General features: G+C 64.4%; 29 protein-coding genes. All 29 read right to left on the reverse strand.

The window, feature by feature from the left end; all coding sequences use genetic code 11:
- Positions 1-23: 23 nt before the first annotated feature.
- Positions 24-533 carry a disulfide bond formation protein B gene (locus IEX13_RS08030; RefSeq protein ID WP_188662867.1) on the reverse strand — a complete coding sequence of 170 codons (510 nt, stop codon included), beginning with the start codon at positions 531-533 and terminating at the stop codon, positions 24-26.
- Between the two features lie 139 nt (positions 534-672).
- A complete protein-coding gene (gene rplQ, locus IEX13_RS08035) occupies positions 673-1,056 on the reverse strand; it encodes a 50S ribosomal protein L17 (protein WP_188662869.1) in 384 nt (127 codons plus the stop codon).
- A 30-nt stretch (positions 1,057-1,086) separates the two neighbouring features.
- On the reverse strand, positions 1,087-2,082 hold the full coding sequence (locus tag IEX13_RS08040; protein ID WP_188662872.1) for a DNA-directed RNA polymerase subunit alpha: 996 nt from the start codon (positions 2,080-2,082) through the stop codon (positions 1,087-1,089).
- Between the two features lie 23 nt (positions 2,083-2,105).
- A complete protein-coding gene (rpsD, locus tag IEX13_RS08045) occupies positions 2,106-2,735 on the reverse strand; it encodes a 30S ribosomal protein S4 (RefSeq protein WP_188662874.1) in 630 nt (209 codons plus the stop codon).
- Between the two features lie 22 nt (positions 2,736-2,757).
- Positions 2,758-3,147, reverse strand: a complete 390-nt coding sequence (rpsK, locus tag IEX13_RS08050; protein WP_188662876.1) for a 30S ribosomal protein S11 — start codon at positions 3,145-3,147, stop codon at positions 2,758-2,760.
- 12 nt (positions 3,148-3,159) lie between these two features.
- On the reverse strand, positions 3,160-3,516 hold the full coding sequence (gene rpsM / locus IEX13_RS08055) for a 30S ribosomal protein S13 (protein WP_188662878.1): 357 nt from the start codon (positions 3,514-3,516) through the stop codon (positions 3,160-3,162).
- A gap of 251 nt (positions 3,517-3,767) precedes the next feature.
- The gene (gene secY / locus IEX13_RS08060; RefSeq protein ID WP_188662881.1) at positions 3,768-5,138 is read right to left on the reverse strand and encodes a preprotein translocase subunit SecY; all 1,371 of its coding nucleotides are present in this window, start codon (positions 5,136-5,138) and stop codon (positions 3,768-3,770) included.
- A 4-nt stretch (positions 5,139-5,142) separates the two neighbouring features.
- A complete protein-coding gene (gene rplO / locus IEX13_RS08065) occupies positions 5,143-5,580 on the reverse strand; it encodes a 50S ribosomal protein L15 (RefSeq protein ID WP_188662883.1) in 438 nt (145 codons plus the stop codon).
- Between the two features lie 20 nt (positions 5,581-5,600).
- Positions 5,601-5,783: a 50S ribosomal protein L30 gene (gene rpmD / locus IEX13_RS08070; RefSeq protein ID WP_034225585.1), complete on the reverse strand. Its 183-nt coding sequence runs from the start codon at positions 5,781-5,783 to the stop codon at positions 5,601-5,603.
- Positions 5,776-6,297 (reverse strand): 30S ribosomal protein S5, encoded by a 522-nt coding sequence (gene rpsE / locus IEX13_RS08075; RefSeq protein WP_188662886.1) that lies wholly within the window; start codon positions 6,295-6,297, stop codon positions 5,776-5,778. Before rpsE ends, rpmD begins: the two co-directional genes overlap by 8 nt.
- 93 nt (positions 6,298-6,390) lie before the next feature.
- Complete coding sequence (gene rplR / locus IEX13_RS08080) at positions 6,391-6,744, reverse strand: 50S ribosomal protein L18 (protein WP_188662888.1); 354 nt, start codon at positions 6,742-6,744, stop codon at positions 6,391-6,393.
- 32 nt (positions 6,745-6,776) lie between these two features.
- Positions 6,777-7,304, reverse strand: a complete 528-nt coding sequence (gene rplF / locus IEX13_RS08085) for a 50S ribosomal protein L6 (protein WP_188662890.1) — start codon at positions 7,302-7,304, stop codon at positions 6,777-6,779.
- Positions 7,305-7,316: 12 nt separating this feature from the next.
- Complete coding sequence (gene rpsH, locus IEX13_RS08090; RefSeq protein WP_188662892.1) at positions 7,317-7,712, reverse strand: 30S ribosomal protein S8; 396 nt, start codon at positions 7,710-7,712, stop codon at positions 7,317-7,319.
- Between the two features lie 69 nt (positions 7,713-7,781).
- Positions 7,782-8,087 carry a 30S ribosomal protein S14 gene (gene rpsN / locus IEX13_RS08095; RefSeq protein ID WP_188662894.1) on the reverse strand — a complete coding sequence of 102 codons (306 nt, stop codon included), beginning with the start codon at positions 8,085-8,087 and terminating at the stop codon, positions 7,782-7,784.
- A gap of 17 nt (positions 8,088-8,104) precedes the next feature.
- Positions 8,105-8,644: a 50S ribosomal protein L5 gene (gene rplE / locus IEX13_RS08100; RefSeq protein WP_188662896.1), complete on the reverse strand. Its 540-nt coding sequence runs from the start codon at positions 8,642-8,644 to the stop codon at positions 8,105-8,107.
- Between the two features lie 11 nt (positions 8,645-8,655).
- Positions 8,656-8,970 (reverse strand): 50S ribosomal protein L24, encoded by a 315-nt coding sequence (gene rplX / locus IEX13_RS08105; RefSeq protein ID WP_188662898.1) that lies wholly within the window; start codon positions 8,968-8,970, stop codon positions 8,656-8,658.
- Positions 8,971-8,984: 14 nt separating this feature from the next.
- Complete coding sequence (gene rplN, locus IEX13_RS08110; RefSeq protein ID WP_034225573.1) at positions 8,985-9,353, reverse strand: 50S ribosomal protein L14; 369 nt, start codon at positions 9,351-9,353, stop codon at positions 8,985-8,987.
- A 13-nt stretch (positions 9,354-9,366) separates the two neighbouring features.
- Positions 9,367-9,630 carry a 30S ribosomal protein S17 gene (rpsQ, locus tag IEX13_RS08115; protein WP_188662900.1) on the reverse strand — a complete coding sequence of 88 codons (264 nt, stop codon included), beginning with the start codon at positions 9,628-9,630 and terminating at the stop codon, positions 9,367-9,369.
- Positions 9,631-9,639: 9 nt separating this feature from the next.
- On the reverse strand, positions 9,640-9,825 hold the full coding sequence (gene rpmC / locus IEX13_RS08120) for a 50S ribosomal protein L29 (protein WP_034225569.1): 186 nt from the start codon (positions 9,823-9,825) through the stop codon (positions 9,640-9,642).
- Position 9,826: 1 nt separating this feature from the next.
- The gene (rplP, locus tag IEX13_RS08125; protein ID WP_188662902.1) at positions 9,827-10,240 is read right to left on the reverse strand and encodes a 50S ribosomal protein L16; all 414 of its coding nucleotides are present in this window, start codon (positions 10,238-10,240) and stop codon (positions 9,827-9,829) included.
- Between the two features lie 6 nt (positions 10,241-10,246).
- Entirely contained in the window at positions 10,247-10,948 is a 702-nt protein-coding gene (gene rpsC / locus IEX13_RS08130; RefSeq protein ID WP_188662904.1) for a 30S ribosomal protein S3, read from the reverse strand.
- A 16-nt stretch (positions 10,949-10,964) separates the two neighbouring features.
- Positions 10,965-11,300 (reverse strand): 50S ribosomal protein L22, encoded by a 336-nt coding sequence (gene rplV, locus IEX13_RS08135; RefSeq protein WP_034225565.1) that lies wholly within the window; start codon positions 11,298-11,300, stop codon positions 10,965-10,967.
- A 12-nt stretch (positions 11,301-11,312) separates the two neighbouring features.
- Positions 11,313-11,582 carry a 30S ribosomal protein S19 gene (gene rpsS, locus IEX13_RS08140; protein ID WP_034225563.1) on the reverse strand — a complete coding sequence of 90 codons (270 nt, stop codon included), beginning with the start codon at positions 11,580-11,582 and terminating at the stop codon, positions 11,313-11,315.
- A 6-nt stretch (positions 11,583-11,588) separates the two neighbouring features.
- Positions 11,589-12,416, reverse strand: coding sequence for a 50S ribosomal protein L2 (gene rplB, locus IEX13_RS08145; protein WP_034225561.1), 828 nt, complete (start codon positions 12,414-12,416; stop codon positions 11,589-11,591).
- Between the two features lie 11 nt (positions 12,417-12,427).
- Positions 12,428-12,724 carry a 50S ribosomal protein L23 gene (gene rplW, locus IEX13_RS08150; RefSeq protein ID WP_188662906.1) on the reverse strand — a complete coding sequence of 99 codons (297 nt, stop codon included), beginning with the start codon at positions 12,722-12,724 and terminating at the stop codon, positions 12,428-12,430.
- Positions 12,721-13,323, reverse strand: coding sequence for a 50S ribosomal protein L4 (gene rplD, locus IEX13_RS08155; protein WP_188662908.1), 603 nt, complete (start codon positions 13,321-13,323; stop codon positions 12,721-12,723). Before rplD ends, rplW begins: the two co-directional genes overlap by 4 nt.
- Positions 13,324-13,334: 11 nt before the next feature.
- Positions 13,335-13,982 carry a 50S ribosomal protein L3 gene (rplC, locus tag IEX13_RS08160; RefSeq protein WP_188662910.1) on the reverse strand — a complete coding sequence of 216 codons (648 nt, stop codon included), beginning with the start codon at positions 13,980-13,982 and terminating at the stop codon, positions 13,335-13,337.
- Positions 13,983-13,992: 10 nt separating this feature from the next.
- On the reverse strand, positions 13,993-14,304 hold the full coding sequence (gene rpsJ, locus IEX13_RS08165) for a 30S ribosomal protein S10 (RefSeq protein ID WP_188663085.1): 312 nt from the start codon (positions 14,302-14,304) through the stop codon (positions 13,993-13,995).
- 253 nt (positions 14,305-14,557) lie between these two features.
- A partial coding sequence (locus IEX13_RS08170; RefSeq protein ID WP_484463087.1) for an EF-Tu C-terminal domain-related protein occupies positions 14,558-14,660 on the reverse strand: 103 nt, incomplete at its 5' end.

Raw genomic sequence — 14,660 nt, forward strand, 5'->3', positions numbered from 1 at the left:
ACCAGGGGGTGCGCGCGCAGGGCTCAGCGGCGGCGGAAGCCCGCCCAAAGCACGCCCAGGGCCAGGCCCACGAACCAGACCAGGGTCCAGAACGGCATCGACAGGCCCAGGAAGGTCCAATCGACCTTGGCGCATTCGCCGGAGCCTTCCAGCACCTTGGCCAGGGCCTTGAACGGACCCATCGCCTCGACCATGTAGTCCAGGCCCATGGACGTGCACAGCGGCACTTCGCTGGGCGGCAGCGACTGCAGCCAGACGTGGCGCGCGGCGATGCCGGCACCCGCGGCGGCGGGAATGAAGGCAAGCAGGCCGTAGACCGCGCGCCCCACCCTGCCCCTTGGCGCGTGCAGGCCACCGACCAGGAAAACGATGCCCAGGGCCGCGAAGGCGATCCGCTGAAGGATGCACAGCGGGCAAGGCATCATCAGCATGCCGAACTGCACGTACAGGGCGTAGGCCAGCAGCGCCGCGCACAGCGCGAAACCGGTCAGGAACTGGGCCCGGAAGGTCCAGGCGAAGGGATTGGCGGTCATCGGCAGCGACTTGATGGCAAGGGGGACAGCCTAACCGACCGCGCCGGCGGCGCGAAGTTCATCGCGGCGGTTTCCGGACCCCGGAAACACAGGACCCCGGCCGGGGCCGGGGTCCTGGGGGTCTTGCGGCGCGCCGGGTTTATTCGGCGGCTTCGGCGTCAGCCTGCGGACGATCGACCAGTTCGACATAGGCCATCGGGGCGTTGTCGCCCGGACGGAAGCCGCACTTGAGGATGCGCAGGTAACCACCGGGACGGGCCTGGTAACGCGGGCCGAGTTCGACGAACAGCTTGCCCACCGCCTCCTTGTCACGCAGGCGCGACATGGCGAGGCGGCGGTTGGCGACGCCGTCGATCTTGCCGATGGTGATCAGCGGCTCGGCGACCCGGCGCAATTCCTTGGCCTTGGGCAGGGTGGTACGGATCAGTTCGTGCTTGATCAGGGACGCAGCCATGTTGCTGAACATCGCTTCGCGATGGGCGCTGGTGCGGCTGAACTTGCGGCCGGATTTCTGGTGGCGCATGGTCGTGTTTCCTTAAGTGAATTCCGGGCCTCAGCCCAGCATGCCCTGCTGCAGGCCGGCCGGCGGCCAGTTCTCCAGCTTCATCCCGAGGGAAAGGCCGCGCTGGGCGAGCACTTCCTTGATCTCGGTGAGCGACTTCTTGCCCAGGTTCGGGGTCTTGAGCAGCTCGACCTCGGTGCGCTGGATCAGGTCGCCGATGTAGTAGATGTTCTCGGCCTTGAGGCAATTCGCCGAACGCACGGTCAGCTCGAGGTCGTCGATCGGGCGCAGCAGCACCGGATCCACGCCCGTGGTCGAGGCCTTGGCCGGACCACGCTCGCGCTGGGTGAAGTCGCCGAACACCGACAGCTGGTCGGTGAGGATATCGGCGGCCGTGCGGATGGCGTCCTCGGCGTCGATCGTGCCGTTGGTTTCGATCTCAAGGACCAGCTTGTCCAGGTCGGTGCGCTGTTCGACGCGGGCAGCCTCGACGGCGTAGGCGACGCGGCGGACCGGCGAGAACGTGGCGTCCAGCACCAGGCGACCGATCGCACGGGACTCTTCGTCCGGGCGGCGGCGATCGGCGGCCGGCTGGTAGCCGAAACCGCGCTCGATCTTCAGGCGCATGTTCAGCGCCGTGTCCTTGGTGAGGGTGCAGATCACGTGGTCGGGATTGATGATCTCGACGTTGTGGTCGGTCTTGATGTCGCCGGCGGTGACGACGCCCGGGCCCTTCTTCTGCAGCGACAGCGTGGTGTGGTCCACGTTGTGCATGCGGATGGCCACGTCCTTGAGGTTGAGCAGGACTTCAAGCACGTCCTCCTGTAGCCCTTCGACGGTGGTGTACTCGTGGAGCACGCCGTCGATCTCGACTTCGGTGATCGCGAAGCCGGGGATCGAGGACAGCAGGACGCGACGCAGGGCATTGCCCAGCGTGTGGCCGTAGCCGCGCTCAAGCGGCTCGATGACCACCTTGGCGCGGTTGGAACCGAGGCGTTCGATGTGCGGGCCGCGGGGGCGCAGCACCTGGGTGGCGGTAACCGTCATGGTCAAGGTGTCTCCTGGAGGGATTACTTCGAGTACAGCTCGACGATCAGCGCTTCATTGATGTCCGAGGGCAGGTCAGCACGATCCGGGACGGCCTTGAAAACGCCGGCAAACTTCTTGGCGTCGACTTCGCACCAGCTCGGGACGAGGTCCATCTGCTGGGAGAGGTTCACGGCTTCCTGGACGTTGAGGTGCTTCTGGGCACGCTCGGTCAACGCGATGTTGTCGCCGGCCTTGACCTGGTAGGACGGCAGGTTAACGGCCTTGCCGTTGACCAGCACGCCCTTGTGCGACACCAGCTGGCGCGCCTGGGGGCGGGTCACGGCGAAGCCCATGCGGTACACGACGTTGTCGAGGCGCTGCTCGAGCATCTGCAGCAGGGTCTCGCCGGTGTTGCCCTTCTTGGTCGAGGCTTTCTTGTAGTAGTTGCGGAACTGCTTCTCGAGCAGGCCGTAGATACGCTTGACCTTCTGCTTTTCACGCAGCTGGTTGGCGTAGTCAGAAAGCTTGCCACGCTTGGCGACCGCGCCGTGCTGGCCGGGCTTCTGCTCCAGCTTGCACTTCGAGTCGATCGCGCGAGCCGGCGACTTCAGGGAGAGGTCGGCGCCTTCGCGGCGGGCGAGCTTACAGGTGGGACCGATGTAACGAGCCATTTTTTAGTCTCCTGTTCCCGTGTTAGACGCGGCGCTTCTTCGGCGGCCGGCACCCGTTGTGCGGGATCGGGGTGACGTCGATGATGTTGGTGATCTTGTAGCCGCAGGCGTTGAGCGAGCGCACGGCCGATTCGCGACCCGGGCCGGGGCCCTTGATGCGCACTTCCAGCGTCTTCACGCCGTAGTCGAGCGCGACCTTGCCGGCCTTCTCGGCAGCCACCTGGGCGGCGAACGGGGTCGACTTGCGGGAACCGCGGAAGCCCGCGCCGCCCGAGGTCGCCCACGACAGCGCGTTGCCCTGGCGGTCGGTGATGGTGACGATGGTGTTGTTGAAGGAAGCGTGGACGTGGGCGATGCCGTCGGTGACGACCCGCTTGATCTTCTTCTTCGTCTTGGTTGCCGGCTTATTCATGGGGCCAGGTCCTTACTTCTTGATGGCTTTGCGCGGACCCTTGCGGGTGCGGGCATTGGTACGGGTGCGCTGGCCGCGCATCGGCAAGCCACGACGATGGCGCAGGCCGCGATAGCAGCCCAGGTCCATCAGGCGCTTGATCGACATGCCGACCTCACGACGCAGGTCGCCCTCGACGATGTACTTCGCCACTTCGGCGCGGATGCGCTCGACTTCAGGCTCGGACAGGTCCCGGATCTTGGTGGACGGGGCGACCGCAGCCGCCTCGCAAATGAGCTTCGACCGGGTACGGCCGATGCCAAAGATACTCTGTAGGCCCACCCAGACATGCTTCTGGACAGGCAGGTTGACACCCGCGATGCGCGCCATCAGGCGTTCTCCAAAACTAAATTGAGCGCAGTGAATCGGAAATAATACCTTAGCTTGGGTCTGAATTGTAAGCCCCCGGGCCAAATGGCCCGAAAACCCCGGCATGGGGAGTGTGCCCATGCTCCGGCGACGAACCACCCCTGCCCTTCCCGTTGCCGGTCCAGGCGCCCCGCGCTACTCCAGCGCAGGGACGGGGGGCTGGTTCATCCGCGCGCCAAGCTGCCGCGCGGACCGCCCATTGTCGTGGTCCCTCAGCTGCGGGCGAGGCCGCCGCGGGAACCACCCTTCAAGTTGGCCTTCTTCATCAGGCCTTCGTACTGGTGGGACATCAGGTGCGCCTGCACCTGGGCCGTGAAGTCCATGACCACCACCACGACGATCAGCAGCGAGGTGCCGCCGAAGTAGAACGGGACCTGCCAGAACATCCGGATGAACTCGGGAAGCAGGCAGACCAGAACAAGGTAGATCGAGCCGATCATGGTGAGCCGGGTCAGCACGCCGTCGATGTAGTCGGCGGTGGCCTTGCCCGGCCGGATGCCCGGCACCAGGGCGCCGGACTTCTTGAGGTTGTCGGCCGTTTCCTGCGAATTGAACACCAGCGCCGTGTAGAAGAAGGCGAAGCCCATGATCATGGCGCCGTAGAGCAGCATGTGCAGCGGCTCACTCGGGGCCAGGGCCTGGCTGAGGTTCTGCAGGAACAGGTTGAGCTGGTCGCGCCAGCCCTCGCCGGTCGGGGCCGCGCCCTGGCCGAACCACTGCACCATGGTCGCCGGGAACATGATCAGGCTGGAGGCGAAGATCGCCGGAATCACGCCCGCCATGTTCAGCTTCAGCGGCAGGTGCGAGCTTTGGTTCATGTAGGCCTGGCGGCCACCCTGGCGTCGGGCGTAGTTCACGGTGATGCGGCGCTGGCCGCGCTCCATGAACACCACGAAGTAGGTGACGCCCAGCACCAGCGCGGCGATCACCAGGATGGCGAAGGCGCTGATTTCGTTGTTGGCGACCTGCTGCAGGGTGCCGAAGACGGCGCCCGGGAGGCTGGCCACGATGCCGGCGAAGATGATCAGCGAGATGCCGTTGCCGACGCCGCGTTCGGTGATCTGCTCGCCCAGCCACATCAGGAAGATGGTGCCGGCGGTCAGGGCCACGATGGCGGTGAAGACGAAGGCCGGGCCGGGGTTGTACACCACGCCCGCCTGCTGCTGCAGCATCGAGGCGATCGAACCGGCCTGCACGATGGCCAGCAGCACGGCGCCGTAGCGCGAGTACTGGGTCAGCTTGCGGCGACCGGACTCGCCTTCCTTCTTCATCGCCTTCCAGGGCTCGTAGATCTGGCCCATCAGCTGCACGATGATCGAGGAGGAGATGTACGGGATGACGTTGAGCGCGAACAGGCTGAAGCGGTTCAGGGCGCCGCCCGAGAACATGTTGAACATGTCCACGATGGTGCCCTGCTGGCTTTCCATCAGTTCCAGCATCCGCTGCGGATCGATGCCCGGCACCGGGATGTAGCTGCCGATGCGGTAGACGATCAGCGCAAGGAGTACGAACACCAGGCGCTGGCGGAGCTCGGTGAATTTACCGAGCCCACCCAGGGCGGAAGCTGAAGGGGACTGAGCCAATGCCTTACTCCGTCACGCTGCCGCCGGCAGCCTCGATGGCGGCCTTGGCACCGGCGGTGGCCAGCAGGCCCTTGAGCACGAACTTCTTGCCCACTTCGCCCTTCTTGACGACCTTGGCCTGCTTGGCGTTCGCCGGGACCAGCTTGGCGGCGCGCAGCGCGGCGAAGTCGATCTCGCCGGCCTCGAGCATGTCGAGCTTGTAGAGCATGACTTCGGCGGTGTCGTTCTTGATCTTCGAACGGAAACCGACCTTGGGCAGGCGCTTGTACATCGGCATCTGGCCGCCTTCGAAGCCAGCCTTGATCTTGCCCTTGCCCGAACGGGCGAACGAGCCCTTGTGGCCGCGGCCCGCGGTCTTGCCGAGGCCGGAACCGATGCCGCGACCAACGCGGACGCGATCCTTGCGGGCGCCGTCGGCGGGCTTGAGAGTATTGAGCTTCATATGGGTTCTCCTTGGCTCGCTCAGGACTCGACGCGAACCAGGTAATGCACCTGGTTGATCAGGCCGCGCACGGACGGGGAGTCCTTGAGCTCGCGGACATCATTGATCTTGTTCAGGCCGAGGGCCTTCACGGAAAGACGGTGGCGGGCCTGGCAGCCACGAAGGCCCTTCACCAGGCGAACCTTGACGGTCTTGTCAGCCATTGAGGATCTCCTCGAGCTTCTTGCCACGCTTGGCGGCGATGCGGGCCGGCGACTGGGTCGCGGCCAGGCCCTTGACGGTGGCGCGCACCAGGTTGATCGGGTTGCGCGAACCGACGGCCTTGGCCAGGACGTTCTTGACGCCCACGGCTTCGAGCACGGCGCGCATGGCACCACCGGCGATCACGCCGGTACCCTCGGACGCCGGCTGCATGTACACGCGGGCAGCGCCATGGTTGGCCTTGACCGGGTGGAACAGGGTGCCGTGGTCCAGGTCGACGTTGACCATCGACTTGCGGGCGTACTCCATCGACTTCTGGATGGCGACCGGGACCTCGCGGGCCTTGCCGTAGCCGAAGCCGACCTTGCCGGCGCCGTCGCCGACGACGGTCAGCGCGGTGAAGGTGAACTGGCGACCGCCCTTGACGGTCTTGGACACGCGGTTGACGGCGACCAGCTTCTCGATGAAGCCGTCGTCGCTGTCGTCCCTGTGGCGATTGCGATCGTTGCTGCTCATGTGGATTCCTGGGTTTGCTTACGACCTATGGCCGCTTATGGTTGTGGTTGGATCTGGAAAACCCAAGCCCGGTTGGCCAAAGGCCGGTCGGGCTTAGAACTGCAGGCCACCCTCGCGGGCGGCGTCAGCCAGGGCCTTGATGCGGCCGTGGTAGCGGTAACCGGAACGGTCGAAGGCAACCTTCTCGATGCCCGCGGCCTTCGCCTTTTCAGCGATGGTGCGGCCCACCTTGGCGGCGGCCTCCATGTTCTTGTTGCCCTTGAGGCCTTCGCGCACGTCGGCCTGCACGGTGGAGGCGGCAGCCAGCACCTTGGAGCCATCGGCAGAGAACAGCTGGGCGTAGATGTGCTGGCCCGTGCGCAGCACGGACAGGCGGGCGACGCCGAGCTTGCGGATGTGCGAGCGCGTGGTCTTGGCGCGACGGAGGCGAGCGATGTTCTTGTCCATGGTCTTTTACCTTTGGAAAGCTGAAGAGCCCATCAGGCCTTCTTGGCTTCCTTCATGATGATCTTTTCGCCGGAGTAGCGGATGCCCTTGCCCTTGTAGGGCTCGGGCTTGCGGAAGGCGCGGATCTTGGCCGCGACCTCACCCACCTGCTGCTTGTCGGCACCGGTGACCAGGATCTCGGTCTGGGTCGGGGTGGCCAGGGTGATGCCCTCGGGCGCCTGGAACACGACCGGGTGCGAGAAACCCAGGCTCAGGTTGAGGTCCTTGCCCGCCATGGCGGCACGGTAACCGACGCCGACCAGTTCAAGCTTGCGGGTGAAGCCCTCGGACACGCCGGTGACCATGTTGGCCACGATGGCGCGGGCGGTGCCGGCCATGGGGACATTGGCGGCCTCGGCGGCCGACAGCTGCAGCACGCCGTTGTCGAGCTTGAACTCGACGCCATGCGGCTTGGCCAGGACCAGGGTGCCCTTCGGACCCTTGACGGTCACCTGGTCGTTGGAAACGTTGAACTCGACGCCCTTGGGCAGGGTGATCGGCTTCTTGGCAACGCGGGACATGGGTCTGTCTCCTTAGGCCACGAGGCAGATGACTTCGCCGCCCACGCCCGCAGCGCGGGCCTGGCGATCGGTCATCAGACCCTGGGAAGTGGAGATGATGGCGACGCCGAGGCCGGCGAGCACCTTCGGCAGGTCGTTCTTGCCCTTGTACTTGCGCAGGCCGGACCGGGAGACGCGCTCGAGGCGCTCGATCACCGGCTTGCCTTCGTAGTACTTCAGGGAAATTTCCAGCTTCGCCTTGGCGCCCTCGCCGTTCACGCGGAATTCGCCGATGTAACCCTCGGACTTCAGCACGTTGGCGATGGCCAGCTTCATCTTGGAGGCAGGCATGGAAACCTGCGGCTTGCCGACGGCGAGTGCGTTCTTGATGCGCACCAGCATGTCGGCGATGGGATCAGTCATGCTCATTTTCTATTACCTTGTAATCCAGGTGTTGGGAGCACCGATATCCGCGAGTCCCCCGAGGGGGACAGGCGATTACCAGCTGGCCTTGCGCAGGCCGGGCACGTCGCCACGCATGGTGGCTTCACGCAGCTTGTTGCGGCCAAGGCCGAACTTTTGGTACACGCCGCGGGCGCGGCCGGTCAGCTCGCAGCGGTTGGTCACGCGGCTCGGGCTCGAGTCGCGCGGCAGCTTCTGCAGCTTGGTGGAGGCGTCCATCTTCTCCTCGTAGGAGGCGGACTGGTCGGCGAGGACCTTCTTGAGCTCCTCGCGCTTGGCGGCGTACTTGGCGACAAGCTTCTTGCGCTTGATGTCGCGGTTCACCATCGACGTCTTGGCCATTGTATGGGTCCTTGGTCTTAGCTGCGGAACGGGAAGTTGAAGGCCTCGAGCAGCGCCTTGGCTTCCTCGTTGGTCTTCGCCGTCGTGGTGATGGCGATGTCCATGCCTCGCATGGCGTCAACGGCGTCGAAATCGATCTCGGGGAAGATGATCTGTTCCTTGACGCCCATGTTGTAGTTGCCACGACCGTCGAACGACTTCGGCGAGACGCCGCGGAAGTCGCGGACGCGCGGCAGCGAGACGTTGATCAGGCGATCCAGGAACTCGTACATCTTGGCCCGGCGCAGGGTCACCTTGGCGCCAATCGGCCAACCGTCGCGGATCTTGAAGCTGGCCACCGAAACGCGAGCGTTGGTGGTGATCGGCTTCTGGCCCGCGATCTTGGTCATGTCGGCGACGGCATTTTCCAGGATCTTTTTGTTGCCCACGGCCTCGCCCACGCCCATGTTCAGCGTGATCTTCGAGATGCGCGGCACCTGCATGATGTTCTCGTAGCCGAACTTTTCGACAAGCTTCGGGACGACGGTTTCTTTGTAAAAGCTCTCAAGCCGGGTCATGACATCATTCCTTAGGCGTCAACCGCCTCATTGCTCGAGCGGAACACACGCACTTTGCGTCCATCCTCGAGCACCTTGAAACCAATGCGCTCACCCTTGCCCGAGGCCTGGTTGAACAGCATCACGTTGGAAACGTGGATCGGCGCCTCACGCTCGATGATCCCGCCGGCGACGTTGGCCTGCGGGTTCGGCTTGGTGTGGCGCTTGATGATGTTGACGTTCTGGACGACGACCTTGTCGCCAGCCACGCGCACAACCTCACCCTTCTTGCCCTTGTCGGCACCGGCGATGATGATCACCTGGTCGCCCTTGCGAATACGGTTCATGTCTGTTCCTTCCCTCAGATCACTTCGGGAGCGAGCGACACGATCTTCATGAACTTCTCGGAACGAAGTTCACGGGTCACGGGCCCGAAGATGCGGGTGCCGATCGGCTCCTGCTTGTTGTTGAGCAGGACGGCGGCGTTGCCGTCGAAGCGGATCAGCGAACCGTCGGGACGGCGCACGCCAGAACGGGTGCGGACCACGACCGCGTCGTAGACCTCGCCCTTCTTGACCTTGCCGCGCGGGATCGCGTCCTTGACGGTGACCTTGATGATGTCACCAATGTGCGCGTAGCGACGCTTGGAGCCGCCGAGCACCTTGATGCACATCATTTCCTTGGCGCCGGAATTGTCGGCGGCGTCGAGGTAGCTCTGTACCTGGATCATGGATCTGGCCTCCTTACTTCACGGCGCGCGTGATGATTTCCACCACGCGCCAGTTCTTGGTCTTCGACAGCGGACGGCACTCGCTAATCCGGACGACATCGCCCTCGTTGCAGGTGTTTTCCTCGTCGTGGGCGTGCAGCTTGGTCGAGCGCCGGATGTACTTGCCGTACAGGGGGTGCTTGACCTGGCGCTCCACGAGGATCGTCACGGACTTGTTCATTTTGTTGCTGACGACGCGGCCTTCGACCGTGCGCAGCTGGTTCGCATTCTCGCTCATAGCTCGCCCTTACTTCTTCTGGGTCAGCAGGGTCATCGTCTGCGCAATTTCGCGACGGACCCGCTTGATGTTGTGGGGCTGGCCCAGCTGCCCAGTCGCCTTCTGCATGCGCAGGGCAAACTGTTCCTTGTGCAGGTCCAGCAGGTGGGCCTTCAGCTCGGTCTCAGACTTCGAACGCAGTTCCTTGAGTTCCATATCAGCGCACCGTCCGGGTCACGAAAGTGGTGGTGACCGAGAGCTTCGCGGCCGCCAGGCGGAACGCCTCGCGCGCGGTCGCTTCGTCAACGCCCTCGATCTCGTAAATCATGCGGCCGGGAGCGATCTGGGCCACCCAGTATTCGACGTTGCCCTTACCGGCACCCATTCGCACTTCGATCGGCTTCTTGGTGATCGGCTTGTCCGGGAACACGCGGATCCACATCTTGCCGCCGCGCTTGACGTAGCGGCTGATCGAGCGGCGGGCCGCTTCGATCTGACGCGCGGTCAGCTGGCCGTGCGAGGTGGCCTTGAGGCCGAACTCGCCGAAGCTGACGGCGGCGCCGTTCCAGCTCAGGCCGTCGTTACGGCCCTTGAATACCTTGCGGTACTTGGTTCGCTTAGGTTGCAGCATGGCGGATTACCTCGCTTCCTTGGCCGGACGGGACGGGCGCTCGGAGCGCTCTTCCGCCTTTTCCTGGCCGACCTGGCTGAAGTCAAAGACCTCGCCCTTGTAGATCCAGACCTTCACGCCGATGATGCCGTACGTGGTCAGGGCCTCGGCGAAGCCGTAGTCGATGTCGGCACGCAGGGTATGCAGGGGCACGCGGCCCTCGCGGTACCACTCCGAACGCGCGATCTCGGCGCCGTTGAGGCGGCCGGCGACGTTGACCTTGATGCCCAGGGCACCCAGGCGCATCGAGTTGCCGACGGCGCGCTTCATCGCGCGGCGGAACATGATGCGGCGCTCGAGCTGCTGGGCGATGGACTCGGCGACCAGCTGCGCGTCGAGCTCCGGCTTGCGGACCTCGGACACGTTGATGTGCGCCGGGACGCCCATGATGGTCGAGACTTCCTTGCGCAGCTTCTCGATGTCTTCGCCGCGCTTGCCGATCACCACGCCCGGACGAGCCGAGTGGATGGTGACGCGGGCGCTCTTGGACGGGCGCTCGATCAGGATCTTCGAGATGCCGGCCTGGGCGAGCTTCTTGCGCAGCATCTGGCGGACCTTGAGGTCGGCAACCAGGTACTGGGCGTAGTCGCGCTTGTTGGCGAACCACTTGGAATTCCAGTCCTTGGCGATGCCGAGGCGGATTCCGGTCGGATGAACTTTGTGACCCATATTCGTCGTCCCTGCCTTACTTGCCCGAGCCCACAACCACAGTGATGTGGCTGGTGCGCTTGAGGATGCGGGTGCCGCGGCCCTTGGCGCGGGCCATGAAACGCTTCAGGACAGGGCCCTCGTCGACCATGATGGTCGAAACCTTGAGCTCGTCGATGTCAGCGCCGAGGTTGTTTTCGGCATTCGAGATGGCGCTCCACAGGACCTTGCGGATCATGTGGGCGGCCTTCTTGTCCGAGAACTGCAGCAGGTCGGCGGCGCGGGCCACCGGCATGCCACGGACCTGGTCGGCGACCAGGCGGGCCTTCTGCGGCGAGATCCGGGCCGTGCGGAGAATGGCTTTGGCTTCCACTGTCATATCTCCTTACTTCGACTTCTTGTCGCCGACGTGACCCTTGAAGGTCCGGGTCAGGGCGAACTCGCCGAGCTTGTGGCCCACCATGTTCTCGTTCACGAGCACGGGGATGTGCACCTTGCCATTGTGGATGGCGATGGTGAGACCCACCATGTCCGGCGAGACCATGGAACGACGCGACCAGGTCTTGATCGGCTTCTTGCTGCTGCCCTGTGCGGCCTCCACCTTCTTGACGAGGTGGTGGTCGATGAAGGGACCTTTCTTAAGAGAACGTGCCATGGCCTATCAACCCCTGCGATCGCGCACGATGAACTTCTGGGTGCGCTTGTTCTTGCGCGTCTTGTAACCCTTGGCCGGCGTGCCCCACGGGGACACCGGATGCGGGTTGCCCTGGCCGGCCTTCGCCTCGCCACCACCGTGCGGATGGTCGACGGGGTTCATGGCGGCGCCGCGGACGGTCGGCTTGATGCCGCGCCAGCGCTTCGCACCGGCCTTGCCAAGCTTCTCGAGGTTGTGCTCGACGTTGCCGACTTCACCGATGGTGGCGCGGCAGTCGGCCGGCACCTTGCGCATTTCGCCGGAGCGAAGGCGCAGGGTGGCGTAGCCGCCGTCGCGGGAGATCAGCTGGGCGCCGGCGCCAGCGGCGCGGGCCAGCTGCGCACCCTTGCCCGGCTTCATTTCGATGCAATGCACGGTCGAACCCACCGGCATGTTGCGCAGCGGCAGGCTGTTGCCGGTCTTGATCGGCGCATCCTTGCCCGCGATCACCTGGTCGCCATTGGCCAGGCCCTTGGGAGCGATGATGTAGCGGCGCTCGCCGTCGGCATAGCACAGCAGCGCGATGTGCGCGGTGCGGTTGGGATCGTACTCCAGGCGCTCGACGCGGGCGGGAATACCTTCCTTGTCGCGCTTGAAGTCGATGATGCGGTAATGCTGCTTGTGGCCACCACCGATGTGACGGGTGGTGATGCGACCGTAGTTGTTACGGCCGCCGCTCTTGCTCTTCTTCTCGACCAGCGATTCCAGCGGGCCGCCCTTGTGCAGGCCGGCGGTGGAAACGCGCACCATGGCGCGGCGGCCAGGCGAAGTCGGCTTGAAAGTCTGTAGTGCCATGGGTACTTACCTCAGGCCTTTGCCATTACGTCGATCGTCTGGCCTTCGGCCAGGCGAACGTAAGCTTTGCGCCAGTCGCCACGGCGGCCGGCTCGGTTGCGGAAGGACTTCTGCTTGCCCTTGACGTTGACCACGTTGACGCCCTCGACCTTGACGCTGAAGAGCGATTCGACGGCGGCCTTGACGTCGGCCTTGGTCGCGGTGGTCGCGACTTCGAAGACGTACTGGTTGCTCTGCTCCTGGATGCGCGCGGTCTTTTCGGACACGCGGGGCGCACGCAGGATGCTGAGGATCTTGATCTCGTTCATGCCAGCCACTCCTCGACCTTCTTGACCGCGTCGGCGGTCATGATCACGTTGCGGGCACCGACCAGCGCGACCGGATCCAGCCCCTGCACGTCGCGAACTTCGACGTACGGCAGGTTGCGGGCGGCCAGGTACAGGGCCTCGGTGGCGTCTTCGGTGACGATCAGCGGATGGTCGAAACCCATCTCGCCGAGCTTGGCAACCAGGGTCTTGGTCTTGGGCTCGTCGATTTCGAACTTCTCGACGATCTTCAGGCGATCCTGGCGGATGAGCTCGGAGATGATGGCGCAGATGGCCGCACGGTACATCTTGCGGTTCACCTTCTGGGCGAAGCTGCGCGGCTTGGCGGCGAAGGTAACGCCACCACCGATGAAGATCGGGGCGCGGTAGTCGCCGTGACGCGCGCCACCACCCTTCTGCTTCTTGAACTTCTTGGTCGTGCCCCGCACTTCCGAGCGGGTCAGCTGGGCCTTGGTGCCAGACCGGCCGGCGTTGCGGAAAGCAACCACCACCTGGTGCACCAGATCCTCGCTGAATTCGCGGCCGAAGACGGCGTCGGAAACCGACAGCGCCTTACCGCTTCCAATGACGGCGAGTTCCATTATCTAACTCCTCAACCTTTGCTCGCGGGGCGGACGACGACGTCGCCACCCGGCGCACCGGGGACGGAACCCTTGACCGCGATCAGACCGCGCTCGGCGTCGACCTTGACCACTTCCAGGTTCTGCATGCTCTGGCGCTCGGCGCCCATGTGGCCAGCCATCTTCTTGCCCGGGAAAACGCGGCCCGGGGTCTGGCGCTGGCCGATGGAGCCCGGCGAACGGTGCGACAGCGAGTTACCGTGGGTAGCGTCGCCCATCTTGAAGTTGTAGCGCTTGATGGTGCCCTGGAAGCCCTTACCCTTGGTCACGCCGGCAACGTCGACCAGCTGGCCCACTTCGAAGATGTCGGCCTTGATCTCGCCGCCCACTTCGTAGTTGCCCGCGTCCTCGTCGGCGATGCGGAATTCCCACAGGCCGCGACCGGCTTCGACCTTCGCCTTGGCGAAGTGGCCCGACAGCGGCTTGTTCACCAGGCGCGCGCGCTTGGTGCCGGCGGTGACCTGCACGGCGGTGTAGCCGTCGGCTTCGTTGGTCTTGATCTGGGTGATGCGATTCGGGCTGGCCTCGATCACGGTCACCGGGATGGAACGGCCATCTTCGGTGAACATGCGGCTCATGCCCGCCTTGCGGCCCACGATTCCAATGTTTTTGGTCGTCATGGCAGTGGCCTCAGGTCAGCTTGATCTGGACGTCGACGCCGGCCGCGAGCTCGAGCTTCATGAGCGCGTCAACGGTCTTGTCATTGGGGTCGACGATGTCCAGCACACGCTTGTGGGTGCGGGTCTCGTACTGGTCGCGCGCGTCCTTGTCGACGTGCGGCGACACCAGCACGGTAAAACGTTCGATCTTGGTCGGCAGCGGGATCGGGCCGCGCACCTGCGCGCCGGTCCGCTTGGCCGTCTCCACGATTTCGGAAGCCGAGCGATCAATCAGGCGATGATCGTAGGCCTTGAGCCGAATCCGGATCTTCTGGTCCGCCATGGCGATGTCCTTCAAAACGGTAAAGAGCGTCGGAATCAGGGGCCATTGGCCCTGGTTCCCGTGGAAAACAAGCTCGGCGGACCGTTTCTGGTCCACCGAGCCGAAAAGTATAGCTTGTGTTAAATCGCCCTGTCAAACAAAGCGGTTTTCCACCAGCCTCGCCCGTCCTGGGCGCGAACACGAGGGGCGTCCTGCCCCTCATTTCGTTATGTCGGGCCGCCCTGGGGGGCGACTTAGCAGCGGGATTATGCGCTTACTTGATGATCTTTGCAACCACGCCGGCGCCGACGGTGCGGCCGCCTTCGCGGATGGCGAAACGCAGGCCTTCGTCCATCGCGATCGGGGCGATCAGGGTG

It is taken from the genome of Arenimonas soli (assembly GCF_014643775.1).
Classification (GTDB): domain Bacteria; phylum Pseudomonadota; class Gammaproteobacteria; order Xanthomonadales; family Xanthomonadaceae; genus Arenimonas; species Arenimonas soli.